This is a genomic window from Planctobacterium marinum, from assembly GCF_020687805.1.
Taxonomy (GTDB): Bacteria; Pseudomonadota; Gammaproteobacteria; order Enterobacterales; family Alteromonadaceae; genus Planctobacterium; species Planctobacterium marinum.
On sequence record NZ_JAJEWQ010000004.1, the window covers coordinates 567,119 to 593,667 of the forward strand.

At 49.3% G+C, this 26,549-nt stretch carries 22 protein-coding genes and 1 tRNA gene; 11 read left to right on the plus strand and 12 right to left on the minus strand.

The annotated features are described in order from the left end of the window. A partial coding sequence (trxA, locus tag LJ740_RS15980) for a thioredoxin (protein WP_229530107.1) occupies positions 1 to 548 on the minus strand: 548 nt, incomplete at its 3' end. Positions 549 to 686: 138 nt separating this feature from the next. Between trxA and LJ740_RS15985 the strand changes: the two genes are divergently transcribed. Next, positions 687 to 1,007, plus strand: coding sequence for a DUF962 domain-containing protein (locus LJ740_RS15985; protein WP_229530108.1), 321 nt, complete (start codon positions 687 to 689; stop codon positions 1,005 to 1,007). A 93-nt stretch (positions 1,008 to 1,100) separates the two neighbouring features. Here the strand turns inward: LJ740_RS15985 and LJ740_RS15990 are convergent, their stop codons facing one another. Next, positions 1,101 to 1,574: a CreA family protein gene (locus tag LJ740_RS15990; protein WP_229530109.1), complete on the minus strand. Its 474-nt coding sequence runs from the start codon at positions 1,572 to 1,574 to the stop codon at positions 1,101 to 1,103. A gap of 1,759 nt (positions 1,575 to 3,333) precedes the next feature. Here LJ740_RS15990 and LJ740_RS15995 point away from each other — a divergent pair. Continuing rightward, positions 3,334 to 3,858: a P-loop NTPase family protein gene (locus LJ740_RS15995; protein ID WP_229530110.1), complete on the plus strand. Its 525-nt coding sequence runs from the start codon at positions 3,334 to 3,336 to the stop codon at positions 3,856 to 3,858. A gap of 26 nt (positions 3,859 to 3,884) precedes the next feature. Here the strand turns inward: LJ740_RS15995 and LJ740_RS16000 are convergent. The 3 genes from LJ740_RS16000 to purE all read right to left on the minus strand — a co-directional run bounded on the left by LJ740_RS16000 (position 3,885) and on the right by purE (position 5,682). Beyond that, positions 3,885 to 3,960: transfer RNA gene (locus tag LJ740_RS16000), tRNA-Thr, on the minus strand. Between the two features lie 94 nt (positions 3,961 to 4,054). Then, positions 4,055 to 5,194, minus strand: coding sequence for a 5-(carboxyamino)imidazole ribonucleotide synthase (locus tag LJ740_RS16005; protein WP_229530111.1), 1,140 nt, complete (start codon positions 5,192 to 5,194; stop codon positions 4,055 to 4,057). Then, entirely contained in the window at positions 5,191 to 5,682 is a 492-nt protein-coding gene (gene purE / locus LJ740_RS16010; protein ID WP_229530112.1) for a 5-(carboxyamino)imidazole ribonucleotide mutase, read from the minus strand. Before purE ends, LJ740_RS16005 begins: the two co-directional genes overlap by 4 nt. Positions 5,683 to 5,950: 268 nt before the next feature. Here purE and LJ740_RS16015 point away from each other — a divergent pair, with 268 nt between their 5' ends. After that, on the plus strand, positions 5,951 to 7,114 hold the full coding sequence (locus tag LJ740_RS16015) for a Na/Pi symporter (protein ID WP_229530183.1): 1,164 nt from the start codon (positions 5,951 to 5,953) through the stop codon (positions 7,112 to 7,114). Positions 7,115 to 7,160: 46 nt separating this feature from the next. Here LJ740_RS16015 and pyrC read toward each other — a convergent pair whose 3' ends face one another. Continuing rightward, positions 7,161 to 8,198, minus strand: coding sequence for a dihydroorotase (gene pyrC / locus LJ740_RS16020; protein ID WP_229530113.1), 1,038 nt, complete (start codon positions 8,196 to 8,198; stop codon positions 7,161 to 7,163). Positions 8,199 to 8,387: 189 nt separating this feature from the next. Here pyrC and LJ740_RS16025 point away from each other — a divergent pair, with 189 nt between their 5' ends. Then, on the plus strand, positions 8,388 to 10,130 hold the full coding sequence (locus LJ740_RS16025) for a lysophospholipid acyltransferase family protein (RefSeq protein ID WP_229530114.1): 1,743 nt from the start codon (positions 8,388 to 8,390) through the stop codon (positions 10,128 to 10,130). Here LJ740_RS16025 and LJ740_RS16030 read toward each other — a convergent pair. Further along, positions 10,127 to 10,633 (minus strand): DinB family protein, encoded by a 507-nt coding sequence (locus LJ740_RS16030; protein ID WP_229530115.1) that lies wholly within the window; start codon positions 10,631 to 10,633, stop codon positions 10,127 to 10,129. The genes LJ740_RS16025 and LJ740_RS16030 overlap by 4 nt on opposite strands. A 186-nt stretch (positions 10,634 to 10,819) precedes the next feature. Between LJ740_RS16030 and LJ740_RS16035 the strand changes: the two genes are divergently transcribed. Further along, a complete protein-coding gene (locus LJ740_RS16035; protein WP_229530116.1) occupies positions 10,820 to 11,563 on the plus strand; it encodes a substrate-binding periplasmic protein in 744 nt (247 codons plus the stop codon). Between the two features lie 47 nt (positions 11,564 to 11,610). Here LJ740_RS16035 and LJ740_RS16040 read toward each other — a convergent pair whose 3' ends face one another. The 3 genes from LJ740_RS16040 to LJ740_RS16050 form a co-directional block, all read right to left on the minus strand. Beyond that, positions 11,611 to 12,486, minus strand: a complete 876-nt coding sequence (locus LJ740_RS16040; RefSeq protein WP_229530117.1) for an ROK family protein — start codon at positions 12,484 to 12,486, stop codon at positions 11,611 to 11,613. Positions 12,487 to 12,537: 51 nt separating this feature from the next. Continuing rightward, on the minus strand, positions 12,538 to 13,815 hold the full coding sequence (locus LJ740_RS16045; protein WP_324255624.1) for an MFS transporter: 1,278 nt from the start codon (positions 13,813 to 13,815) through the stop codon (positions 12,538 to 12,540). Between the two features lie 91 nt (positions 13,816 to 13,906). After that, positions 13,907 to 16,318: a TonB-dependent receptor domain-containing protein gene (locus tag LJ740_RS16050; protein WP_377307076.1), complete on the minus strand. Its 2,412-nt coding sequence runs from the start codon at positions 16,316 to 16,318 to the stop codon at positions 13,907 to 13,909. A 221-nt stretch (positions 16,319 to 16,539) separates the two neighbouring features. Between LJ740_RS16050 and LJ740_RS16055 the strand changes: the two genes are divergently transcribed. After that, positions 16,540 to 18,477, plus strand: coding sequence for an amylosucrase (locus tag LJ740_RS16055; RefSeq protein WP_229530118.1), 1,938 nt, complete (start codon positions 16,540 to 16,542; stop codon positions 18,475 to 18,477). A gap of 6 nt (positions 18,478 to 18,483) precedes the next feature. Here LJ740_RS16055 and LJ740_RS16060 read toward each other — a convergent pair whose 3' ends face one another. Continuing rightward, positions 18,484 to 19,539, minus strand: a complete 1,056-nt coding sequence (locus LJ740_RS16060) for a LacI family DNA-binding transcriptional regulator (RefSeq protein WP_229530119.1) — start codon at positions 19,537 to 19,539, stop codon at positions 18,484 to 18,486. Positions 19,540 to 19,708: 169 nt separating this feature from the next. Here LJ740_RS16060 and LJ740_RS16065 point away from each other — a divergent pair, with 169 nt between their 5' ends. The 5 genes from LJ740_RS16065 to LJ740_RS16085 all read left to right on the plus strand — a co-directional run bounded on the left by LJ740_RS16065 (position 19,709) and on the right by LJ740_RS16085 (position 25,631). Beyond that, a complete protein-coding gene (locus LJ740_RS16065) occupies positions 19,709 to 20,992 on the plus strand; it encodes an Nramp family divalent metal transporter (protein WP_229530120.1) in 1,284 nt (427 codons plus the stop codon). 163 nt (positions 20,993 to 21,155) lie between these two features. Next, positions 21,156 to 22,280 (plus strand): S-(hydroxymethyl)glutathione dehydrogenase/class III alcohol dehydrogenase, encoded by a 1,125-nt coding sequence (locus tag LJ740_RS16070; protein WP_267498304.1) that lies wholly within the window; start codon positions 21,156 to 21,158, stop codon positions 22,278 to 22,280. A gap of 29 nt (positions 22,281 to 22,309) precedes the next feature. After that, the gene (gene fghA, locus LJ740_RS16075) at positions 22,310 to 23,143 is read left to right on the plus strand and encodes an S-formylglutathione hydrolase (protein WP_229530121.1); all 834 of its coding nucleotides are present in this window, start codon (positions 22,310 to 22,312) and stop codon (positions 23,141 to 23,143) included. 25 nt (positions 23,144 to 23,168) lie between these two features. Beyond that, positions 23,169 to 24,374, plus strand: a complete 1,206-nt coding sequence (locus LJ740_RS16080) for a multidrug effflux MFS transporter (protein ID WP_229530122.1) — start codon at positions 23,169 to 23,171, stop codon at positions 24,372 to 24,374. 39 nt (positions 24,375 to 24,413) lie between these two features. Beyond that, positions 24,414 to 25,631, plus strand: a complete 1,218-nt coding sequence (locus LJ740_RS16085) for a CaiB/BaiF CoA transferase family protein (RefSeq protein ID WP_229530123.1) — start codon at positions 24,414 to 24,416, stop codon at positions 25,629 to 25,631. A gap of 15 nt (positions 25,632 to 25,646) precedes the next feature. On the opposite strand, the gene LJ740_RS16090 is transcribed toward LJ740_RS16085, so the two are convergent. After that, positions 25,647 to 26,489 (minus strand): type 2 periplasmic-binding domain-containing protein, encoded by an 843-nt coding sequence (locus LJ740_RS16090; protein WP_229530124.1) that lies wholly within the window; start codon positions 26,487 to 26,489, stop codon positions 25,647 to 25,649. Between the last annotated feature and the right edge of the window lie 60 nt (positions 26,490 to 26,549).

The following is a 26,549-nucleotide window of genomic DNA, read 5'->3' on the forward strand; positions in this document are numbered from 1 at the left end:
CCCTGATCCACCATTAAGACGCTATCCAGCAATTCTTTGGCCTGATTCAAACGACCCAATTCCAGATAGGTATCAATCAGGGCAAACTTGATATCGACTCTATCTGGCGCGGCTTCGTACGCGGTTTTCAGCAGGGGAAACGCTTCGTCATATTTGCCTTCAGCCAGTAACTCACCGGCCTGAATCAACAAACCATCTTCGACTTTTGGCAGGTGCTTTTCCAGCAGGCTTCTGATCTCACCTTCGGGTTGGGCTCCGGTAAAGCCGTCGACGGGCTGACCATCTTTGACCAGGATAACCGTGGGTAAGTTACGAACCCCAAACTGCATGGAGATGGCCTGTTCCTGATCACAATTCACTTTGGCCAGCAGCAGGTCGTTGGGATATTCGCTGGCAATCTTTTCCAGTATGGGCATCAAGGATTTACAGGGTTCACACCAGTCGGCCCAGAAGTCCACCATGACCAGGCGTTGTTGTGACTCTTCCAGAACAATTTGCTGGAAGTTTTCTGGTGTCATATGCACGATATTGCTGGCTACTTGTTCCACAGGGTTTCCTTTAACGAGCTTAAGTTGCTTTCTATGTATGGGCTGTCAGTCACAATACAACCAGAATGTCGTATCAGTGACAGAGTTTTAGTATAGCTGTGCTACATTGATTATGGGATTCACTGTTGAGATAGCCTTATGTCAGACACCGCCACGGAAAAAAAATATCAGACCTTTGCGGAATTTTATCCATTCTATCTGGCTGAACATGCAGATATCACCTGTCGTCGCCTGCATTTTGTCGGTTCCTGCCTGGTGTTGCTGTGCCTGGTCAGTGCCATTGTTACCGGTAACTGGATGCTGCTTTGGTTGCTGCCGGTCATCGGTTATGGGTTTGCCTGGGTGGGCCATTTCTTTTTTGAGAAAAACCGCCCTGCTACTTTTACCTATCCGTTGTATAGCCTGGCGGGTGACTGGGTAATGTTTAAGGATATTCTGATCGGGAAAATTAAGTTTTAACAGTGATATTGAATACAGGTAACCCGCCAGATTTGTTCCGGAAGTCTGTAAGCTTCAAATCAGTCCCGCTCTGATTTTAATCACAAAAAGTGTTTAGTCGGCAGGCTGTGACGCTATTACCTGATACGCGTCAGTTGCGTATAGCGGCACGGTTGACAGGCTGTGTTTAAAGCTGCCGGAAGTTTCTTTGGTGGAGTAGGCCACATACAGTAAGGTTTGATTTTCAGCATCGTAAACACGGCGGATTTTCATGGTTTTAAAGAAGATGCTTTTGGACTTACGAAACAGCACTTCACCGGATTCGCTTTTGTCTATTTTGGCAATCATGGCTGTTGTAATCGGACCGGTTTGCCGACAGGCGATTGAGCTGTCTGACGGGTCAGCGAAACTGAGATCCGCTTCAATGCTGGAAACATGACAGGTAACCCCCGTCACTACCGGGTCACGAAAAGCATCCAGTTTGATGTCCTTGGTGGTAAAGACACCCAGGGAGATATCGCCCACTTCATTGCGGTTGCAACCAAACAGCACAAGGCTGAACAAAAAGAGTACAGACAGTTTTTTCATTGGAATATTCTAATTGCAGTGATGTGCCAGACATTCTTAATCATTTTGTGTGAAATGCAAGTATCAGGGAACTAGAGGGAACTAGAGGGACACCCATCACTAAATTAACCTAAATTACGCAGAAAATTAAGCAGACACCCATAACAACATGGTTTCGGTTGTGGCGAGGAAAATTAGGGTGACACCCATAGAAACCCCTGGTGGTTGTTTCTTACCACGGTGTCAGGTTGACAGTTCAGTGCTTTGACGTTGCTTCTACGAAGGGGAGCTCCCCTTCAACCCCCATTGCCCCTGACGCGAGACAACATAAGCCTCAAGGGCAGAACCTGAGGAACGTCAATGATAGTGCGTCCCTGCACTGGCATTGACTTTGGCATCATCCCTGATGCCAATCCTCAGGTTTTGTCTGCCCTATCAGCTTATCTCGAGAAAGGGGCGGATTCGTGTGGACTTCGGATACAACCGCGACGGGGTGTTTTATCATTTTAAAGTGGGTGTCCTGCTATGGTGAGCGCCCCGACAATAATATCAAATAGAGTAATATTGGTTGTTTCTTACCACGGTGCCAGGTATACAGTTCAGTGCTTTGACGTTGCTTCTTCGAAGGGGAGCTCCCCTTCAACCCCCATTGCCCCTGACGCGAGACAACATAAGCCTCATGGGCAGAACCTGAAAACCGTCAATGATAGTGCGTCCCTGCACTGGCATTGACTTTGGCATCATCCCTGATGCCAATCCTCAGGTTTTGTCTGCTCAATCAGCTTATCTCGCGAAAGGGGCGGATTCGTCCGGACTTCGAACACAACCGCGACGGGGTGTTTTATCATTTTAAAGTGGGTGTCCTGCTATGGTGGTGATGGTGTTTAACAATTTTAAAGTGTGTGTCCTGCTAAGTTTTGCCATTCACATCAAGGCGCAGTTGGTGTCCTCACAATGATATTAAACAGAGCAACATTGGTTGTTTCTTACAACGGTGTCAGATTGACAGTCCAGTACTCTGACGTTGCTTCTTCGAAGGGGAGCTCCCCTTCAACCCCCATTGCCCCTGACGCGAGACAACATAAGCCTCAAGGGCAGAACCTGAGGAACGTCAATGATAGTGCGTCCCTGCACTGGCATTGACTTTGGCATCATCCCTGATGCCAATCCTCAGGTTTTGTCTGCCCAATCAGCTTATCTCGCGAAAGGGGCGGATTCGTCCGGACTTCGAATACAACCGCGACGAGGTGTTTTATCATTTTAAAGTGGGTGTCCTGCTACGGTGTTAAAGTGTCCTGCTATGGTGCGTCATGGGCAGAACCTGAGGAACGTCAATGATAGTGCGTCCCTGCACTGGCATTGACTTTGGCATCATCCCTGATGCCAATCCTCAGGTTTTGTCTGCCCAATCAGCTTATCTCTCGAAAGGGGCGGATTCGTCCGGACTTTGAACACAACCGCGACGAGGTGTTTTATCATTTTAAAGTGGGTGTCCTGCTATGGTGTGTTATCATTTTAAAGTGGGTGTCCTGCTACGGTGTGGAAATGTGAGTGTATGGAACTGAATTAATCATTTACAAATAACGGCGTTGACTTAAAACGCCTGGTGCAGCAGGATAACCCAATGAACGCAAATCTTTCGCAACACACAGTGAGCATTATTATCATCATTCCTTAGGAATGGTGGGATTTGTGATGTCTTCATAATTTAACAAACCCGCCCAGGAGGCGGGTTTGTTGTTTCTGCCTCCAGGGTCATATTCTAGAGAGAGGAGTCAGGATGAAAAAAGTCGCAGTATTCGGTAAACCCGCTAACGGTAAATCAACCTTGAGTAAAAAGTTGGCGGTGGCAACAGGCATTCCTTTGTATGCGCTGGATTCTATTTTGTACCAGGCTGATGGCGAAGAAGTCTGCCGGGACCAATACGAACAACGCCATGAAGCTATTCTGGATTCCGGCTCCTGGATCATTGAGGGATTTGCACCTATGAATTCCCCGAACTCTTTTTACCGGCGTCTGGAAGCGGCGGATACCTTAATTTATATCGATTTACCCTATTCGGTGACCTATTGGTTGGTAACTAAGCGATGTCTGAAAGGTTTGTTTGTTAAACCAGAAGGCTGGCCACAGAGGAGTTCAGTATTAAAGGGAACGCTGGAAAGTTTTAAAGTACTAAAGCGTTGTCCCGGGTTTTGGAACGAGGTTTTTTTACAAAGAATCAGACAACAATCAGCGAACAAGACGTTGCATGTAATACGTTCAGTATCACAACTGAATGGCTTTGTTGAAAAATACGGGAAGTAGATTCGAGGTTTAAAAAAGGGAAGGAATGGTGCCGACTGCCGGAGTCGAACTGGCGACCTACTGATTACAAGTCAGTTGCTCTACCAACTGAGCTAAGTCGGCACACTAAAACCTTATTGCGATGTTGCTGAGCAACAAAGCGGGCGCCATTTTAGCGGTGCCCTTTTTTTTGTCAAGCAGAAACAGAATAAAGCGTTTAATATTTTTGTAGTTTTTGTGCTTCGGCTTCCAGTAGCGGGAAACTTTCTTGTGGCAGGTGCTTTGCCAGGTCCAGTAAACGCGCCGCCAAATCCTGATTGTTTTTGGCGCTGATGTTGAAATGTCCTAACTTGCGTTTGGCTCTGGCGGATTTGCCATACCAGTGGATATGACACCCGGGTATGGCCAGCATATCCCGGCTAAAACTACCGCAACCGATGATATTGACCATTGCTGTCGCTGAGCGTACCTCTGTTGAACCCAGTGGTAACCCGCACACTGCGCGCAGGTGATTTTCAAACTGGCAGGTGTCCGCGCCTTGCATGGTCCAGTGACCAGAGTTGTGTACTCTGGGAGCAATCTCGTTTACCAGCAGTTGTTCGCCAACCTGGAAAAATTCAACCGCCAACACCCCGATATAATTCAGCTTTTCAGCCAGTTTTACGAAGATCTCCTGGGCCTGAGCCTGTAGCGCTTCGGATACTTCAGGAGCGGGTGCCAGGGTCAGGTGTAATTGTCCTTCGTGGTGGTGATTTTCCACCAGTGGATAGAAGGCAAATTCGCCTTTTTCTGAACGCACCCCAACCAGTGACACTTCGCGGGAAAAATTAATCATCTTTTCAACGATAATAGGCACATTTTGCAAATCCAGTTTGCTCAGTGTTTGCGCTAAGGCCGCGATGTCATCAGGCTGTTTTAACCGCCACTGACCATAGCCATCGTAGCCATCACGACTGGCTTTGAGTACCAGCGGTGTGTTGAGCTTTTGCACTATATCCGGTAGCTCACTGACGTTGCGCATGACCTGATATTCGCTGGTAGCGATCCCCAGTTCGCTGAGCAAGCCTTTTTCTTTAACCCGGTCAGCACCGGTGCGGATGGCGGCGATACTGGGTTTTAGTTTGCCAGATTCATCAGCCAGTTTTAACAGGTGTTCCGGCACGTGTTCAAATTCCGCCGTGACCACATCGGCATCGTCGATGGCTTCCTGCAACGAAACTGTGCTGGGCGCTTTACTGATAGGGTTGATTACCTGATCTTTGTTCACGTCGACGGCTCTGACGTGAATGCCCAGAGGACACCCGGCCAAATACATCATGCGGGCCAGCTGCCCGCCGCCGTAAACAAGCACCTTCATTCGGATAACTCCAGTTTACCTTGTTCCAGTACGGTTTTTGTTTGGTTTTCGCGGAAAGCTTTGATTCTGTCTCGCAGATTGGCATCGTTATTGGCCAGCATTTGCGCAGCAAATAATCCAGCGTTGGCTGCACCTGCTTCGCCAATTGCCAGGGTGCCTACCGCAACGCCTTTGGGCATTTGTACAATAGACAATAATGAGTCCAGGCCACTTAACTGCGAGGAGCGCACCGGTACACCCAATACGGGCAAATGGGTGTGGGCAGCAATCATGCCCGGTAAGTGTGCGGCACCACCTGCACCGGCAATGATGACTTCAATGCCATTGTCGGCTGCAGTTTCTGCAAACTCGGTGAGTAAATTGGGGGTGCGATGCGCTGACACTACCTGAGCTTCGTATTCGACTTCAAGGTCCCGTAACATTAACGCCGCCTTTTGCATAGTGGGCCAGTCAGATTTAGAGCCCATTACGATCGCAACTTTTGCCATGTATACCTCGGTTTTACGCTGTGGAAAAAATGCGAATGATAGCGCACTTCCTCCCTCCGAAACTAGCAATCTGAACAAATATTTGCTGCCAGGGCGGCCAAATTATCAAAAGTTAGCAACTTTCATAAGAATGCAACACAAATGTGGGAGTTTCACCCAGGCCGCTGTCGGCGGTGAAAACCATCAGGGGTGCAGAACTGGCCACCAGCAATTTTATCTGCTCACCCATTGGCAAAAATTAACTGACGTTTGGTTGGATTATTTGATGATGCACTCTACGGCTCACGAGCCGCACAAAAATACCCAGGCGCTGCTGGGCAAGTCTTCTAAAAATGCTAAAAACTGGGCACTGTTGCTACTTTTGGTCTATGGCATTTTAGTTGCGGTTACCGTGATCGGCACGGGTTTTAAGTTAGCCACCGGAGATCATGCCAGAGAATTGTTTGAGTTCGCATCTAATCCGGTTTTGGGCTTGATCATTGGGATGGTGTGTACAGCTTTAATTCAGTCCTCCAGTACTGTGTCATCGATCATTGTTGCCATGGTCGCCGGCGGATTGCCCATCACCATTGCTATCCCGATGATTATGGGGGCGAATATCGGCACCAGTATTACCAGTACTCTGGTGAGTCTGGGGCACATTGCCGACAAAAAAGAATTTCAACGGGCGTTCGCTTCGGCCACCATTCACGATTTTTTCAACCTGTTAAGTGTGGTCATCTTCTTACCACTGGAAATCGCCTTTAATCTGCTGGAACGGTTAAGTGGATTGCTGATGGATTTGTTGTATGTCGGAGGGGGATTTTCACTGGGAGGTTTTAATCCGCTGAAAGCCATTACCAAACCCGTGGCAGAAGCGTTAAAAAACACTTTAGCTTTTTTACCGGATCTATGGGCCGGGGCCATTATGGCGATATTGGGCGTTGGTTTAATTATCCTGTCGATTACTTTTATGGGTAAAACCATGAAAGCGCTGATGGTCGGCAAAGCAAAAGATATATTGCACAGCAGTATCGGCAAAGGGCCGGTTAGTGGTATCGCATCCGGCACGTTTATTACGGTGCTGGTGCAATCCTCCTCCACAACAACCTCGTTAATTGTACCTTTAGTGGGTACCAATGTGCTGACCCATCGGGATATTTATCCGTTTGTTTTGGGGGCGAACATCGGCACCTGCATCACCGCGCTGATCGCAGCGCTGGCGGTTACCGGAGCCAACGCGGGATTTGCGTTGCAAATAGCCCTGGTGCATTTGCTCTACAATGTGCTGGGCGTATTGCTTATTTATGGCGTCAAATACTTACGAGAATTGCCGATTTTGTTTTCCCATCAGTTGTCTTTAAAAGTCGCAGACAGAAAGGCATGGGGCCTGGCTTATATTTTAGGATTGTTCTTTGTTTTGCCGCTTTCGGCAATCTTGCTAACCAACTAGCCCCAAAAGCGATTTAACTGCCAAAGGGGCTGCAATGTCGTTTGTTTTAAGCTGTTTGTAGTTTCCAGCGCAGTTCCTGCCCGGCAAAGAAGGGCACGATGGGGTTGCCATTGGGCAGGATAATGGATTCCGGTACGGTCCAGTTTTCCTGTACCAGGGTAATACTGCTCTTGTTTCTGGGTAACCCGTAAAAATCCGGACCATAGAGGCTGGCGAAGCCTTCCAGTTTATCCAGTGCGTCCAGGTCTTCGAATATCTGCGCGTATAGCTCTATGGCGCTCCAGGCGCTGTAGCAACCGGCACAACCGCAATCACTTTCTTTTTTGCTCTTTTCATGAGGAGCCGAATCGGTTCCCAAAAAGAATTTGGAATTTCCGGATTGCACCATGGCCCGCAGCGCTTGCTGATGAGTATTGCGCTTTAACACCGGCAGGCAATAATTGTGTGGCTTAATCCCACCTACCAGCAAATCGTTGCGGTTGAGCAACAAATGTTGTGGCGTAATAGTGGCGGCAATATTGTCGCCGGCATTGGCCACAAACTCAGCCGCATCAGCGGTGGTGATGTGCTCTAACACGATTTTCAGTTTAGGAAAGTCTCTGACAATCTGTGACAGGTGCTGCCCGATAAATTCTTTTTCGCGGTCAAATATGTCGATATGGGATTCGGTTACTTCACCGTGTACCAGCAACAACATGCCACAGTCCGACATTGCCTGAAAAACCGGATACAGGGTTTGCAACGAAGAAACACCGTCCTCAGAATTGGTAGTGGCGCCGGCCGGATAGAGTTTAGAGGCCAGGATACCGCCAGCTTTTGCCTCCTGGATGATTTCCGGAGTTGTGCTGTTGGTCAGATACAAGGTCATCAATGGCGTAAATGCCTGTCCCGATGGGATCGCACATTCAATGCGTTCGCGATAAGCATTGGCAGAATTCAGATCGGTTACCGGGGGAGCCAGATTCGGCATAACAATGGCGCGGCTGAAACAACGGGAAGTTGCAGGCACCGTTTCTGCCAGCATATCGTTGTCTCTGAAATGTAAATGCCAGTCGTCTGGGGTCGTGATTGTGAGATGGGTCATGTAAAGTCCTGATAGTATATCTAAAGCTACCTGTTGGTTTTATTATCGGTTGTATAAACCAAATTGCCACTTGCCGGACATCCTGATACCGGGATTTTGTCCTGACGCTATGGTTTCTGACAGAAAAGTGTGCCAATGTTGGTCTTACCCGTCATTATATGCAATTTTACGCGTTAGCTCACTCATAACATGACCGCCCAAATCAGTCTGGCCTCTTTGCTGCCTGCCGAAAAGCAAAAACCGCACATTATTCTACCGATTCGTTTGATTGATAAGATTATGGGCTTAGCCAAAATGCAGCGCCTGTACGAAGACAATCAAATGCAGGGCCTGTCAAAGCAGGAGTTTGCTGATAAGTTATTGTCAGTGCTGGATATTGTGCTTGAAGGGGACACTGAATTGTTGTCCAAAATTCCGCCTTCTGGTCCCCTGGTGATTGCCAGTAATCATCCATTTGGTGGACTGGAAGGGGTCATATTAGCGCGCCTGATCAGTCAGGTTCGGCCCGATTTAAAGGTACTGGCGAATATCGGCCTGCAAATATTTGCAGAAATTCAGGACTATTTTATCTTCACAAATCCGCTGTCGGAGCGTGACCCCCGCAATGGGCCATCGCTGCGCAGCAGTATGGCCCATGTAAAGTCTGGTGGTGCCTTGCTGTTATTTCCTTCCGGTAAAGTCAGCTATAAAGACCGGCAACAAAATCGCGTGGTAGAACATCCCTGGAACCGCCTGGTTGGAAAGCTGGTACACAGTGCCCAGGCGCAATTTTTACCTGTCTGGGTGGAAGGGCAAAACAGTGACCTGTTTTACCGTATTGAAGCTATTTATTATCCATTGCGCATGTTGTTTCTGGGCAGGGAGCTGCTCAATAAAACCCGAAGTCAGGTGCAGTTGCGCGCGGGAAATCCACTTAAAGCGGCTGAGCTGGCGGCTAACAAGGGGCCTCAGGAGCAGGCTGATCTGGCCCGTTGTCTGAGTATTGCCTGCTCCAAATCCTGGTATCAGGCCTGGCCTGAAACTGATAGCGCTCAATTTAAACCCCTGGCGACAGCTACCTGCGCTGAAGAAATTCTGGCCCAAATTGCCAACTTGCCAGCGGAACAACACCTGGTGGCGTACAAAGAGTTTGACGTGTATTACGGTTTTCAGGCGCAAATCCCCGCCGTAGTGCAGGAGATCGCACGCTTGCGGGAGTGGGTATTCAGAGCGCACAATGAAGGTAGCGGAGAGCCGCAGGACACCGACAAATTTGACGCAACTTATACTCAATTGTTTATTGTTAATCGTGAAGAAGGGCGCATTATTGGTGCCTACCGCATGGGCCAAACCGATAAATTGCTGGCAGACAGTGGTGTCGACGGATTGTATTTGTCACAGATGTTTGAATTTGCGCCTGACTTCTGTAACCGGCAAGCGCCCTGTCTGGAAATGGGCCGGTCGTTTCTGATCCCGGAATATCAGCGCAGTTATTATGGCCTCTATTTGTTGTGGCGTGGTATCGGTGCTTTTGCCAGCAAGTTCCCACAATATCGCCGCCTATACGGAACGGTTTCATTAAGCAAATTGTATGACAAGCGCAGTATTTCGCTGATGGAAAAGGCTCTGGTTACGCCACTGACTTCGGTAAAAGCCAGGACTCCCTGGGATAAACCCTTACACCCGGATCTGGCGCAGTTTGCGCAGCAGTATTCGTTACAGGAGCACCTGTCAGCCTTCTTAAAAACCCTGGAGCCAGACGCCAAAGACGTCCCGGTATTGGTGAAACACTACAAAAAACTGGGTGCTCAGTTTTACTGCCTGGGCCTGGATGATAACTTTGCCGGTACACCGGGTTTGTTGTTATGCGTGGACTTGCTCAATATGCCGGACAAAGCCGGCAGGCAGTATTTGGCTGATGGCTGGGACGCGTTCAAAGCGTATCATCTTTAACCGGCTAAACCGCTGCGCTGAAAGCTGGCGGTGGCCGGGGCAACACCAAAGCTATCACTCAAGGTTATGCCCTGAGAGCGGGCAATGAGCTTCAGTGAAAAATAGTGATGCACTGCATGGCTGGATACGAATACCAGCTCTCTGCCCAGGGTTGATTCGCCGGCGTAATCTTGTTGAGTACTGACCGATATTTCTGAAATAACACTGACCGTTTGCTGTAAATCTGTTTCGGTGAGTTGGTTTAACCAGTCGGCAATGTAACTCAGCTGTTGTAGCGCGGCCTCGGTGTGGTTTTCCGATTCGCCAAACCTGTGCCGTTTATTGTAGTTAATCACTTTGTCCGTTGCCTGTATCAACGCGAGATAGTGGTCGATAACATGGCGCATATGCGCTCCGGCACTGCTGTTAAACAGTGGTTTGGAGACGTGATTGTACTGCTCGTCGCTTAACTTTTTCAGGTAATACTTACCCTGTTCAATGATTTCAAGTTGACTGGCTATCATTATATCGCGCTTTAGTTATTGTTTGGCATTAGCGTCATGGACCAGCTTAGTCAATAACTACTTTCATTGCCAAAGGAAATTTAAACGGCACCGGTTTGTTCAGATAAAATCCTGACCGGTTGGTATAAATTGACTTTTCGACTACCTTTACTGGGGAGCCAATTTTTTACATTCTCTGGAGGTTTGGTGACAGCATTTCGGGTTAGCGGAGATGGGTTCAGAAGAATACCAGGAATCGTCAGGGGCCTGATTGGGGTGATGTTCACCTTAAGCGTCAGCATTGGGTTTGCCGGCGCAGAATCTCATTCCTGGCGCGTGGTCACCGAGATATTGCCGCCACTGCAGGTGAAGGAGCAGGGCTTGCTGGCCGGGCCCGCAATCGACAAAGTCAGGGCATTACTGGAAAGTACCGGCATTGATGCGCCTATCGAGGTGTTCCCCTGGGCGAGAGCTTACGATCTGGCTCAGTCCCGCAAAAATACCCTTATTTTTTCCATGGCCCGTTATCAATCCAGAGAGCAGATGTTTCACTGGATTGGTCCACTCGGGCAAATTCAATTTAGTTTCGTGGCCCTTGCTGATCGCGAAGAAATCCAGATTAATTCCAAAGAAGATACTAAACAGTGGGTACTGGGAACGGTGCGCAACGACGTAATCCACGACTGGCTGAATCAACAGGGATTCACAGAAGACGAGCACTTTGTGATCCGCAGCGATTTACACGAACTGGCAGAGTTGCTGTACAAAGGGTTGATCGATGGATTGTTGGTTAACAAAGAGATTATTAAGATTATCGCGGCGCAAAAAGGCTATGACCCTGACCGCATCCGGGCCTGGTACCAACCACAAGGGTTGAGTACCAGTCTTTATCTGGCGGCCAGTCTTGATTCTGATATGGCCATGGTGGAAAAGCTCAAAGCGGCGTTTTAGCCGCTAACTTCATTTCCCTGAACGTACCGGTTGGCAAAATCCGGTCATCACTGTTGTAGCAATGCCAGGGCACCATACAATCCGGATTTGTCTCCAAGACCGGGCTGGCAGATGAGATCCCCAAATTGCACACCATGGGGCAGTGTCAGGTACTGATTAAGGCTGCTTTCGGTGTATTTGCGTACGTCTTCCAGCAGCCCCGGCTTATGCATAACACCCCCGCCCAACACAATCTTATGCGGACTGTAATTCAACAAAAGATTGTGACAAAAAGTGCCCAGCACCTGGGCCTGAATCTGCCAGGCCCGGTGATCGTCAGGCAAGGTTTCAGCCGGCTGTTGCCAGATTTGTGACATGGCATAGCCTGATGCTAAGCCACTAACGCAACTGCCGTGAAACGGACATACTCCTTTAATACCGTCTATCTCACCAATAATCATATGACCGGCTTCTGCGTGGATCAGGCCGTGGATTGGTTTGCCATTGATCACAATACCTGAACCGATTCCGGTACCTATGGTGACATACACCACCACTTCGCAATCCTGTGCGGCACCCCAGCGATATTCCGCCAGGGCGGCAGCGTTGACATCGGTATCCAGTGTAACTTTACAGTTAAGTGCCTCCGACAATACCTGACTCAGCGGCGTATTGCTCCAGTGGGGTTTTGGCGTGGCCGTGATATAGCCAAAAGTGGGCGAGTCGGGTTTGAGATCCAAAGGACCAAAGGCTGCTATTCCCATTCGGGAAAATGACAGGCCAGCTTGCTTTTGCTCATTAAAAAAGTCCACACAAGCAGACAGGGTCTGCTCTGGTGTGGTAGTGGGGATGCGGATGGACGCCGCGATGTCCCGGTGTTTGTCGATGATGGCACAGTTAAATTTGGTACCACCGGCCTCGATAACGGCGAAGTATTCAGTCATTAAATCAGATCCTGTAAATTGCCGGAAACGCGTTCTCAGGCAGTTGCTAAACTAGTGTTGGTATTCAGTGCGTTCGATTTCCGCGAGTCGCTCTTCTGTGGGATTACGTAAATAATTGTATAAAAACCCAAAAAACAGCAGGGCGGTGAATCCCGCGGCCACCATAAAGCCGTATCTGGCGTCGCCGCCGTTGGCATCACTGACAATACCCATAATGAGCGGACCGGCCGCTGCACCGGCGGCAGTGAAAAACAAAATGACGCCCGCGACGGTGCCATGTTCGTGTTTTGGAAAACAACTGATGCCCTTGGAGTTAATGGTGGGGTAGATAACCGACATAAAAATGCCGGACAAGGGAAACAGAAACACTGCCAGTGGTGGCCCACCCCATAATCCGCCGAGAAAACAGACTAAGATGGCCAAACTGAACATCAGCATGACAACCGCCCAGTTAAAGTGTTGCATCATCCAGATACCCACAAAACGTCCCAGCGCCCGGAGGGAGAAAAACGCCGATACTGCGTACATGGCCAACATTTTTTCCGGGCCTTCGGTGTAACAGTCAAAAGTGGTAGTAAGATCTGAGGCGCTACACACCAGGTAGCTGGGCATCCAGACGTAAATGGCACTTTCGGCAGCGACATATAAAAAGGCTGCAACCGAAAAGCCCATTGCATAAGGGTTGGTTAACAGCAGCAGACTGCGTTTAACATCAATAGGTTGGTCTGGTTTTAATCCCTGGCTGTGGTCGGGATAATCGGCTTTCCAGGCCATAATAATCAGCAAGGTACACAAGGCTCCGGCCAGAACATAAAGCCACTTCCAGTCCACCCCTTCGCGAATTAACCAGGCAACGATTAGTGGCCCGATAATGGCGCCAACACCAAAAAAGGCTTCGGCGCCATTCATGGTTCCGGTGTGCTCTTTTGTGGAGGTAGAAATGTCGCCAATCAGCGCCAGTGCGGCAGTTTTAAATATGCCAACTGCCAAACCTGAAATGGTGATCAGGCCCAAAATGAAGGTAAATGAGGTGCCTAACAAAAACAGGTAACAGGACGCCGCGAACAGTGCCAGCCCCAGAATGATGGTTTTTTTGCGCCCAAACTTATCGGCCAAAAAGCCCAGAAACAAACCTGAAAAGGCGACACCCACCATAAACAATGAGTGCATCAGACTGGCCTGGGTGTTATTGACATCAAATTCCCGTTTTAATTCTTTGATGATTTCACCCACCGAATCTGAGGTCATGGCAAACATCATGAACATCAGGTAGGTCAGCCAACGGATCAATTGTAAATTGCGTTGATGTTGTGCCTGCAGATCAGACATGGGATTAATCCTCCGGAGCAAAATCGGCTAGTTCGTATTGCGTTTTTACCTTATTGGCCGCTTTGGGTAATCCGCCGCGGCCAGCGTTTTATCAGAATTGGTATTTCAACGTTACCGACGTAGTACGGCCGTTGATTGCTCTGGCACGGATGATATCCGATGCTGCTGCACTGCCTTCCTCGGCTTCGGTAATACCGACTTCATCAAACAGATTATTGACGTTCAATGCCACAGTCAGGCTATCTGTAATACTGTAGTCCAGAAAGGCGTTCACCTGAGTGTAACCATCGAATTTCAGATCATTGTTGTCCTGGGCATAGGCGTCAGTGGTACCGATTAGGTTAAGTCCGGCACTGCCACTGTCAAACTGATAGGTACCGGTTAACTGATAGATCACATCAGCCTGACGGCGCGGCGTATTGCCTTCAACTGCCGGATTAAGCGCATCTTCAACAATTTCTGCATCGGTCCAGGTAAAGCCGCCTTTAAAGGTCCAGTCGTTGACTACATAGGCCGCTTCCACTTCAACTCCCAGGGCTTCATATACCCGGTCAAAGAAGTTCTGGGTGGTGGCTTCGAAGTTTTGTTCTTCGGTTTCGGCATAAAAACCGGTTACGAATAAACCTAAACCGTCCTGACGATACTTCAGACCTAATTCGTACTGATCCACCATATCAACGGCGTCTTCTTTGGCAACAGAGCCGTCAGGACGTACTTTGCCGAACAACAGACGGTCAGCATTAGCGCGACCACCCTGGCTGATGCGCCCAAAAACCGCCATGTCATCATCAATGCGATAGTTGGCACCAATCGAATAGGAATTGTAACTCCAACTGTAATTGACCGGCGAAACGTTGGCCTGGTCCGCTGAAGCGACATTTTGTTCCGGAACAGAAATAACACCATCGCCATTCATATCAATGCTACTGGTGACCGCCCCGGCATAAGAGCCTGTGGCATCTCCGGCGTCATGGCGGTAACTGGCCTCTAAACTCCAGTTACCAAACTCACCCGCAACCTCAATATAAGGGGCGTCGAGGTTATACTGGGTGTCGTAATTGCGCTGACAACAATTACCCCAAAACGGCACACCATAAGCATAAAGTCCATTGTCTGAATAGGCGGTACCATCCTGTGCCACCACATCTAACAAGGCGGCATTATCGCCTTTGACTTCCATCAGATAGGAATTCCACAACCAGGACATTTTCAGGTTCTGGCGGGCTTTGTAGTAACCCAGGGTGAGCGAGATGTTGTCAAAATCGCGGGATAGTTTCAGGTCGTTGGCGTAGGAGTCGAAGTCTTCCATTTCGACATCAAAAGTGTGTACCCGCATCACCAAACCATTGCCGGTGGTATCCGAGAATGTCTGCCCGGCTGAAGGGCCATTGGCATAAACTAATCCGGCCCCTTCACCGGCAATACTTTGCGCGATGCTGCTGGCTCCACCGACTTCCGCCGGAAACGGGGCGATAAACTCGCCGGAAACGCTGGATTTGCGGAAGCGGTTAATCATTTGCCAGTCTTCACCCAGGTCAAAATTGGCTTCAAATCCGATACTGTTCACCACCGGATGCATGCCGTTGCGCAGGTCGCCACGACTGATTTGGCCGTCGCCGTTTATGCGCAGCGTATCCTGTAAGTACACAGAGTGGGGCGTGTCAGCCTGAGCATCGAAACCCTCTATGGAGTCGCCATTGGCATACATGGGCATGGGTAAATAGCCGGTGCTCTTATCATCCAGATGTTTGACATAAACCCGGACGAACCCGGCTTCAAAGTCTTTGGTGAAGTTGGCCTTAATCTGACTTCCGGAGTTGCCGTTATAGCCGGTTTCTCTTGGACCTTCGCCTTCCCGGAAGAAACCACCGATGTGGAAACGGGTAGAATCATTGATGTAATCGCCGTATTCAAAATCGGTGCGGAAACTGTCGTAATCCAGGCCAAAGGTGGTAGCCACGCTACCGCCTCCAAAATCCCCGGTTTTACTGATAAAGTTGATTACACCGCCCGGTGAGTTACTCACCATAGTGGAAGATGAACCACCGCGAATGGCTTCAATGCCGGAGATAGTCGAATCAGCGCGAATGAAAATATCGGCATTCCCAAACGCAACATCACCAAACTGCATTACCGGCAACCCATCTTCCTGCAGTACCAGAAATTTTGCACCGCCGGCGGCCACCGGTAAACCGCGCACGGCGATATTGGCGTTGCCTTCCCCGCCGGTGGATTCAGAGCGAATACCCGGAATAGAGCGGAATATCTCTGCGGTCGCTCTGGGGGTGGCCACGGCGAAATCACCCGGGCTTAGCGTACTGGACGAGACACTGGAGTCCATACGGGATGTGGCGCGGGCAGAGCCGGTAACCATAATTTTCTCAAAGTCCAATACATCAGCAGTGCTGTCTTGCGACTCCGCTTCCTGACCGTTAACCAGTATAGGGCTGGCAGTTAATGCGAATGCGACAGCCATGGCAATGGGGTTGCGTTGCTTGCTCATCTTATTCTCCTACAAAAAATAGCATAGTGTGTGTTTTGGGAATTGCTTAAGTTATTGCGGCCAAAACACAACACTTGACCTTTTAACTTAAACGATTAAGATAAAGTTAACAGAACAATTAACAAATGTAAAACACATGTTAATTAAAACTTTTGTCTGATGGTGGCCTGGTGCAAAAGTTATATAATAAATTTAGCTAAAACGATTAAGTTGGTGTACCTATGAATATTGCAAAAGAAGCGAAATTGACACTTTCCAGACTGGATGTGGAGTCTTTTTTAAGTGGTGTAAAAGCACCTGAAAAAAACGCCTTTCGCCAGCGTCTGGAAGATCAGTTTGAAACCCTGTTTGCATTATATTTGGAGCTTTATGGCCACAGATATGATTTTCACTACCATTTACAGACCCTGATAAAAAATTTGGCAGCAGGGTATAAATCCCGATCCGCCAGCTTAAAACGCAAAGACAAACAGCGCCTGCAACAACCCAACTGGTATCGCCAGGAGAACATGCTGGGAATGGCCTGTTATGTGGATTTGTTTGCCGGTGATTTACAAAAGTTACAGCAACGCATTCCTTATCTGCAAAATCTGGGGATCACCTACCTGCATTTGATGCCACTGTATTTATCGCCGGAAGGAGACAATGATGGTGGTTATGCAGTGTCCGACTATCGCACTGTCAGTCCCAACCTGGGGAGCAATCAGGATCTGAAAAACCTGGCGGACGCATTGTCAAAAGCCGGTATCAGCCTGGTACTGGATTTTGTGTTTAACCACACTTCCGACGAACACGAATGGGCCAGGCAAGCGCAGCAGGGCAACGAAGAGTATCAGCAGTATTATTACCTGTTTGACGATCGCCGTTTACCCGATGCTTACGAGCAAAACTTAAGAGAAATTTTTCCACAGGTGCGCCGGGGTAACTTCACCTGGCATGAGGTGGCAGGTAAATGGGTGTGGACCACCTTCAACAGTTTTCAGTGGGATCTCAACTACGGTAATCCTGCGGTGTTTAACGCCATTACTGAAGAAATGTTGTATCTGGCGAATATGGGCTGCGAAGCATTGCGCCTGGATGCACTGGCGTTTATCTGGAAACAACTGGGCACGAATTGTGAAAATCAACCAAAAGCCCATTCCCTGATCCAGGCATTTAATGCCTGTTTACAGGTGGTGGCCCCTTCCGTGGTGTTTAAATCAGAAGCCATAGTTCACCCTGATGAAGTGAATAAGTATATTGCTCCGCAAGAGTGTCAGTTGTCTTACAACCCGTTGCTGATGGCTCTGTTGTGGAACAGTCTGGCCACCCGTAAAACCCGGCTGTTAACCCAGTCGATGCGCAAGAGTTTTGCCATAAATCCCCGTTGCGCCTGGGTAAACTATGTGCGCTGTCACGATGATATCGGCTGGACGTTTGATGATGCCGTCGCCGGGCAACTGGGGATCAATGGTCATGATCACCGTTATTTTTTGAATCAGTTTTACGTAGACCGTTTTGAAGGCAGTTTTGCTAAGGGAGTGGCCTTCCAGGAAAGCCCGACAAACGGTGATTGTCGGGTGTGTGGTTCACTGGCCAGTCTGGCGGGACTGGAAAAAGCCCTGACAAGCGGTGATGATGCGGCAATCAATGAGGCTATCGACCGAATTTTGTTGTTACACAGCGTGATCCTGAGTATTGGTGGCGTTCCGCTGTTGTATTCCGGTGATGAACTGGGTCTGCTCAATGATTATGGCTATGAACAGGAGCCCACTCAGGTACACGACGCCCGTTGGGTGCACCGGATTGCCGTCACTGATGAAGCCATGGCGAAAGCAAGCGAAACCGGCACGGTCAGCAATCGCATCGCACAGGGGTTACAGCACATGATCAAAATACGCCAGTCTAATCCATTGTTTGGAGAATCGGACACCCTAATTCTTGATGCGGGCAATCAGCATATTTTTGCTTATGTCAGGCAGGGGCAAGACAACAGGGAGCTGCTGGCGTTGGTGAATTTTAGTGACTATGAGCAAACCGTTAGCGTAGCGAATCTCGGGCGGAATTGGTTGGCCCAGGGCACAGACTTAATCACCCGCAGCAAACCTCAGGTGCAAAATGGGCAACTGCGCCTGTCGCCGTTGCAGGTGCTGTGGCTGGTTGGCAACCCTGATTTGTAAGCTATGCTAGTGCGTGTCGCCGGAACTGCGACGTACCACCAGGCGGGTTTCCATCAGCTGTGCTTGCGGGTTATCACTATCAAATAAACAGCGGGCCGCAATACGACCTTTTTCAATACTTTGCTGACATACAGTGGTGAGTGAGGGAGTGCAGCGGTTGGCCTCGGGAATGTCATCGAATCCCACGATGCGAAGATCCTCGGGTACACGAATGTGTAAGGATTGTGCAACCCGCAAAACCCCCAGCGCCAATACATCACTCATGCACAGAATAACAGTGGGTCGGGGGGTAATCGTCAGTGCCTCATAAGCCGCTTTTTCCGCCATTTCCGGCGTATTCATTGGGGTATGCCAAATCATATGGGGGGGCAGATCAACGCCTTTTTCCTGACAGGCTTGCAAATAACCCTGCAGGCGGTTGTAGGCAATCACCTCTTTGCATTCAGCCTGTAAATCCGCTTTTTCCAGACGGCAGACTCTGTCTGAGGCGATCAACCTTAAACTGACGACCGCAACACGCTCTTCGGATTCCCTTATGACGTGTAAAGCAACCGCCCTGGCGGCGGCCTGATTATTGATGTTCAGCGAAGGCACTTTGCCTTGCTCGAAGTCCACCGCGATGATGGGTTTACCGCTGCGACTGATACGCTCAAAGGCATCGCCTTTGGGGGCGCCATAAAAAATGAAACCATCGGGCAGGGACTCTGCACTGCTTTGTTCTTTAGAGGCCAGTCTGCTGGACAACAACAACAGTTGTTTTTTCTTGTGCGACAACACTTCGGAGACGCCCTGTAAAAACTGGCTGGCCACCGGATCGGAAAAGGAGTAACTCAGGGTATCTGCCAGTACCACGGCGACCACATCGGATTTGCCTTTGCGCAACGAGCGAGCTGCGAGGTTAGGGCCATGGTAGCCTAATTCCGCACTTTCTTTGAGGATCCGCTGTCGCAATGCTTCTGACAGTTGGTCAGGGCGGTTAAAGGCATTAGATACCGTTGCGGTGGAGACCCCTAATAATCGGGAGACTTCTTTTAAATTGAGCGGCTTATTACTGGCAGACATGGCATAACTTAAACGATTTTGACCGCCAGATTCTCCCCTAACGGCGTGGAAATGTCCACGGACTATCGCATCTGAGGCAGGTAGGTGGCGATACCGAACGCATTAATTATTTAATGGGAACGGTATAATGTGACAGAATCCCAAAAAACGCTTAGCAGAAATTACAATAATGACAATGCGCAACCTGTTAATGTTACTGGGCCCGGGCCTGGTATTTGCCGCCACCAGTATTGGCGTGTCTCACGTGGTTCAGTCAACCCGGGCCGGTGCTGACTTTGGTTACTGGCTGGTGGGGCTGATCATCCTGGCACATCTGGTAAAACTGCCATTTTTCCAGGCAGGGCCACGATACGCAGCGGCCACCGGAGAAAACCTGTTGGATGCCTATCACCGAATGGGCCGCAGGTTTTATATCCCGGTAGTACTGATCACCTTCAGTACCATGTTTATTATTCAGGCGGCCGTTACCATCGTGGCTGCAGGGGTCATCGCCAATATTCTGCCCTTTGGCTGGAGCATCGGGGTGTGGTCAGCACTGGTGTTATTTGCCAGCATGATATTGCTGATCACCGGTGGCTACGCGCTGTTAAATAAACTGATGAAAATCATGATGCTGGTGTTTATGGTGTTGTGCGTTATCACTCTGGTCGCCACGGTCTTTACCGATATGCCGCCTTTACCTGCCGGAGCACCGGTTGCAGCGCCGTTATTGGATGCCGCCAGTATTGCCTTTATGGTGGCCCTGGTGGGCTGGATGCCTACGGCGATTGAGGTGTCGGTGTGGCATTCATTTTGGGTGGTTGAACAACAAAAACTGGAACAGCAAACCCCCGAATCACAGCAAGGCACTCAGGTGGCAAGCTTGCAGAGACTGAAAAATAGGTTGTTAGACTTTAATATGGGCTATCTATTTTGCTGTTTACTGGCGCTGTTGTTTTTGTCTTTGGGAGCCCAGATTTTATATGGCAGAGGTATCGAGCTTAGCAACAGTGCCATCGGCTTTTCGGCGCAACTGATCGACATCTTTACCCAGGTGCTGGGTGACTGGAGTCGCCCGGTGGTGGCAATTCTGATTTTTATCGCAATGTTTTCCACCTGTATTGCGGTTGCCGATGGTTTTAGTCAGGTGATTACCCGTATTGCAGAGAAGCAACTGCATCTCAGTGATGAGCAACACCAGCTTAGCTATCATCTGTCCATACCGGTGATTGCGGCTGGTGGCCTGGCGATCATCCTGTTGTTTTCCGGTCAACTCAAGTCGCTGGTGGATTTTGCTACAACGGTGTCTTTTTTGGCTGCCCCCTGGTTTGCCTGGCTGAATATGAAGGCGCTGAAACTGGGACATGTGCCGGAAGATTGTCGGGTCAGCCCGGGGTATTATTTGTTTACAAAATGCTGTTTGTTTTGTTTAACCGGTTTCGCAATTTTTTATCTTTTGTGGCTACTGATCTGATAGACTCCTTATTTACTACTAATCGGTATAAATCTATTTTTACCTGTGGCTCTGGTGTGCTTTAGCAATGACCAGAGCAAACATTCGATGTTCATCGTATCGACATGGTCTTCAGCTACTATGAAGGCCACGTATCGCATCACATTATAAAAAAGGAACAAGCATGACAGTACAAACTATCAAATCTCGCGCCGCCGTTGCCTGGGGACCAGGTGAGCCTTTGAAAATTGAAGAAGTTGATGTTATGCCGCCACAGGCGGGTGAAGTGCTCATTCGCATTGTCGCCAGTGGCGTGTGTCACACTGATGCTTTTACCTTGTCGGGTGACGATCCTGAGGGGATCTTCCCGGCCATTTTAGGTCACGAAGGTGGTGGTATTGTGGAACAGGTGGGCGAAGGTGTCACCGGCCTGGTGCCGGGAGATCACGTGATCCCATTGTATACCCCGGAATGTGGCGAATGTAAGTTCTGTTTATCCGGTAAAACTAACCTGTGCCAGAAGATCCGGGTCACCCAGGGACAAGGATTGATGCCCGACGGTACCACGCGATTTTCTATAAATGGCCAACCCATATATCACTACATGGGCTGCTCTACGTTTTCTGAGTACACCGTTTTACCTGAAATTTCACTGGCAAAAGTCAATAAAGCCGCTCCGTTGGAGGAAGTGTGTTTGCTGGGATGTGGTGTTACAACCGGCATGGGTGCGGTACTCAATACCGCGAAGGTTAAAGCCGGCGACACGGTAGCGATATTTGGTCTGGGCGGCATCGGATTATCCGCGGTAATTGGCGCGGCTATGGCCAGGGCCAGCCGTATTATTGCCATCGACATCAATGAATCCAAATTTGAGCTGGCCAAAAAGTTAGGGGCCACGGAGTGTGTCAATCCGAAAAATTACGATAAACCTATTCAGGAAGTTATTGTCGAGTTAACCGATGGTGGCGTGGACTTTTCATTTGAATGTATCGGGAATGTTGACGTGATGCGCAGCGCCCTGGAATGCTGCCACAAAGGCTGGGGTGAATCCGTTATTATTGGTGTGGCTGGTGCCGGTCAGGAGATTTCCACACGGCCTTTCCAGCTGGTCACCGGAAGAGTCTGGCGTGGCACGGCGTTTGGTGGTGTCAAAGGCCGCTCTGAATTACCAGGCATCGTAGAGCAGTATCTGGCAGGTGATATTCCACTTCAGGAGTTTATCACTCACACCTTGCCACTGGATGAGATCAACGACGCTTTTGACCTGATGCACGAAGGCAAGAGTATCCGTTCTGTTATTCACTTTTAATTTAACCAGGTTCAGAGGAGGTTTTGCGCATGAAACAGCTATCGAATACCCGTGTTTTTGGAGGGCAATTAGCCCGTTATGAACACGTTGCCGTCTCGACTCACTGCAAGATGCGCTTTGCCATCTACCAGCCCCCACAGGCGCTGAAAGGGGCCAAATGTCCGGTGATTTTCTGGTTGTCGGGGCTGACCTGCAACGAAGAAAATTTTATGCAAAAAGCCGGAGCCCAGCGGGTTGCTGCGGAATTGGGCGTGATTCTGGTGGCCCCGGATACCTCGCCCCGGGGCGAGTCTGTACCGGATGTGGATTATTACGATTTTGGTAAGGGGGCGGGGTTTTATGTCAATGCCACTCAGCCTCCCTGGGACACCCATTACAAGATGTATGATTACATTGCTAAAGAGTTGCCGGAACTGATCCACAGTCAGTTTCCGAGCAATGGCCAGCAAAGTATCATGGGTCATTCAATGGGCGGGCATGGGGCACTGGTCATTGGGCTGCGCAATCAGCATCAGTTTAAAAGTATTTCGGCCTTTAGCCCTATTGCAAATCCGATGGATTGTCCCTGGGGTATTAAAGCCTTTACCGGTTATCTGGGAGAAGACCCTGGTGACTGGTGCGAATATGATGCGACCTATTTACTGGGGAACATCGAATGCCACCTACCAATTTTGATTGAGCAGGGGCTCGATGATGAGTTTTTGCAGGAACAACTCAAACCGGAAAATCTATGGCAGGTAGCGGAAGAAAAGGACGTAGCGGTAGAGTATCACGCTCATAAATCCTACGACCATAGCTATTATTTCATTGCTACCTTTATTGAAAAACACATGTTGTTCCACGCCCGGCACTTAGCTGACTGAACAATATCTCGCTGAGAAAAACACCTTGAAAGATACACCGATGGGGAAAACAGAGTTTATAGCTCTGTTTGCCCTGCTTATGTCGTTGACGGCACTAACTATTGACGCCATGTTACCGGCGTTGCCTCTGATTGCCCGGGATTTGCTGATCACTGACAGCAACGATACGCAACTGGTGATCAGCATGTTTATCCTGGGCTCAGTCTTCGGGGAAATGTTGTTTGGTGCACTTTCCGATGCTTACGGGCGGCGCAAGACGGTTGTGGCCGGCGTTGCCTGTTATCTTGTGGGGACTTTAATCGCCATTTTCTCGCAAAGCTTAACCCTCTTATTGCTGGGCAGGGTCTTACAGGGCTTTGGCATTTCCGGTAGTCGGATTGGGGCAAGAGCATTGATCAGAGATTTGTACCGCGGTGAGCAAATGGCGCAGATCATGTCAGTGATCATGGTGATATTTATACTGGTGCCTATGATGGCGCCGTTGTTGGGCCAGGTGATCATGCTACAATTTGGCTGGCGCGCCATATTTGTTGCCTTTCTGATATTTTCCGTATTGGTACTCAGCTGGTTTTTATTGCGTCAGCCAGAAACCTTGTTACCTGAAAGACGCATTCCCCTGTCGTTCAGCAACTTGTTTCACTGTCTCAAATTAATCCTGGGGCACCGACGAGTGATGGCGTATTGCTCAGTCACCGGCCTGACATTTGGGGCAATGTTAGTGTATCTGAGTACCTCACAAGCGATGTTCAGTGACTTTTATCAGGTGGTGGATGAATTTCCTCTGTATTTTGCGTTGCTGGCCGCCGGTGTCGGGGCCTCAGCATTTATCAATAGTCGTATTGTAGTGCGTTACGGAATGCACCGGGTTTCGGTGTGGGCGCTGTTGGGCATGACGGCTGTGGGGCTGTTGCTTTTGCTGGGTACCTGGTTTAATTTTGGGGTGCCGCCGATGTGGTTATTTCTGAGTTGTTTTATGTTTATCCTGTTTTTTATGGGTTTTATCTTCGGCAATATCAATGCCATGTCTATGGAGTGGCTGGGCGGAATGGCGGGCATCGGCAATTCGGTGGTAGGGTCGTTGTCCAGCCTGATGTCAGTGACGGTGGCCGTGCTGGTGGGCCAATTATACAACGCAACGGCCTATCCGGTTGTGATTTGTTTTACCACTGTGGCACTGATCAGTCTTGCGTTGTTGCGCTATGCCAGACTTTCTCCTGCGGTTTCACTGTAGTATTTTTTATAAGCTGACGCTTTATTCAGGAAAATATCAATGAAAAACGGATCACAAGCCAATCCCGGCAGACCGCTTGATGGCATCAGAGTTATCGAATTTGGACAATTGTTGGCGGGACCTTTTGCCGGTTGTATTTTGGGTTATTTCGGCGCCGAAGTGATCAAAGTCGAACCGCCGGGCGGTGATCCTATTCGCGGCTGGCGAGAAGTGCAGGATGGCACTTCATTGTGGTGGCGTAGCATTGGTCGTAATAAAAAATCCGTTACCCTGGATCTGAAACAACAGGCCGGGCGTGACGTGGCCAAAAAGTTACTGGCAAAAGCCGATGTACTGATTGAAAATTTTCGTCCAGGTGTCATGGAGAATTGGGGCCTGGGTCCGGAACAAGTAAAGGCACTCAATCCCGGACTGGTGTATGCGCGCATTTCCGGGTTTGGTCAAACCGGGCCCTATTCGCAAAAGCCCGGATTTGCCTCTGTTTGTGAGGGTATAAGCGGTTTCAGGCATCTGAACGGTTATCCGGGCGACGTGCCGGTGCGACCTAATCTGAGTCTCGGCGATACGATTTCAGGTATTCATGCGGCTTTGGGTATCGCTTTAGCCCTGATTCAGCGCCAAAAAGACGAGCAGCATCAGGGACAGGTGGTAGACGTGGCGTTGTATGAATCCATGTTTAATTTACTGGAAGCCGTGATCCCCGAATATTCCGGGGCCGGGGTAGTGCGAGAGGCATCCGGAACAACGGTTACCGGCATCGTACCCACCAATACCTATTGTTGCGAAGACGGCAAATATGTGGTGATAGGCGGTAACGGCGACTCCATTTTCAAACGGTTAATGCAGGCGGCGCATCGGGAAGATTTAGCAGAGGATCCGCGCTTAGCAAACAACAGTGGCCGGGTGGTGCACGAAGCTGAAATTGACGCTGTGTTAAAACATTGGTGCGCCGGACAAAGTGCGGAAAGTGTGCTGAATGTGTTGGCTGAATACCGGGTACCGGCCGGCCCCATCTACAATGCCAAAGACATGATGGAAGACCCTCACTTTAATGCCCGAGCCTTGTTTGAATCCGTTGAAATCGACGGTAAACCGTTACAAATTCCGGCAATTTTACCCAGGCTGACCGATACTCCGGGAAAAACCGACTGGCCGGGAGATAAAGTCGGTAGCCACAATCATCAGGTATTTGCTGAGTTACTGGGTATGGACGAGACGGAACTGCAAATATTGAAAACCCAGGGCGTGATCCTGTAGGGCCGACATCAGGCGTTATTGGCTTTTTAAGGCCTCGTATTTTCCCAGTAGTTCACTGAAATGCTGCTGCCGTATCTGGCTGGCTGTTTGCCAGATAGTATTGACCAGATCCGGATGTGTATGGGCAAATGCTTTGCTGAACACCAGATATCCGTGTTTTGTGACCAGTACCGGTGAATGGGCAATAATGTTCATTGAGCGCCCGGCATTTTGCCACAAAAAGCTGCCCCCAGACTCACAATAAGTTACAGCGCCGGCGGTCACTGATTTGGCTAATAATTCCATCGCGGAATGCGAAGAATTGGTTAATACCAGAGGCACATCATGGCGCTCCAGAAATTCCACAATACTGTAGCCCTGAGGCACACTGATGGGTTTGTCTGGTATGTATTTAAACTCCTGGCCGTTCCAGCTGAATTGACTGTCGGCGTGGGTGAACAAACAGTATTGTGAGGTGAGCAACGCTTGCTTGCTGTCGGGCATACCATTGAATTTTGGGTACAGTCCGATATTGTCTCTGGCGGGTCTGAATCCGGCAATCAGCACATCAGACTGATTGTGTTTGAGTTCATTGAGACAACGTTTCCAGGGAACCCGGTGAAACTCAATCGTCAGACCGGGAATTCTGGATTCCATAATTTTCATCAGTTCCACAAAAATGCCCGGATTTTCTTTTGGGGGGGCCGGGCCTGTGCCTAAAAAGTAGGGGGCTAACTCTTGCTCTTCGTAGCAGAGTTTTAGTGTGATTTGGTGGCTGTTAGTGTTGTTTTGCTCTGCTTTGTTGTTTTGCGCGGCAAGGCTGGCGCACAATAGTGCCATGGATATCAGTATGACAGTGCAAAAAAGTACCGTACGCAACTGGCCGCTCCAAATCAACTTGCTATATGGTTCAAAGCATAGCCCAAAAAATCACAATTC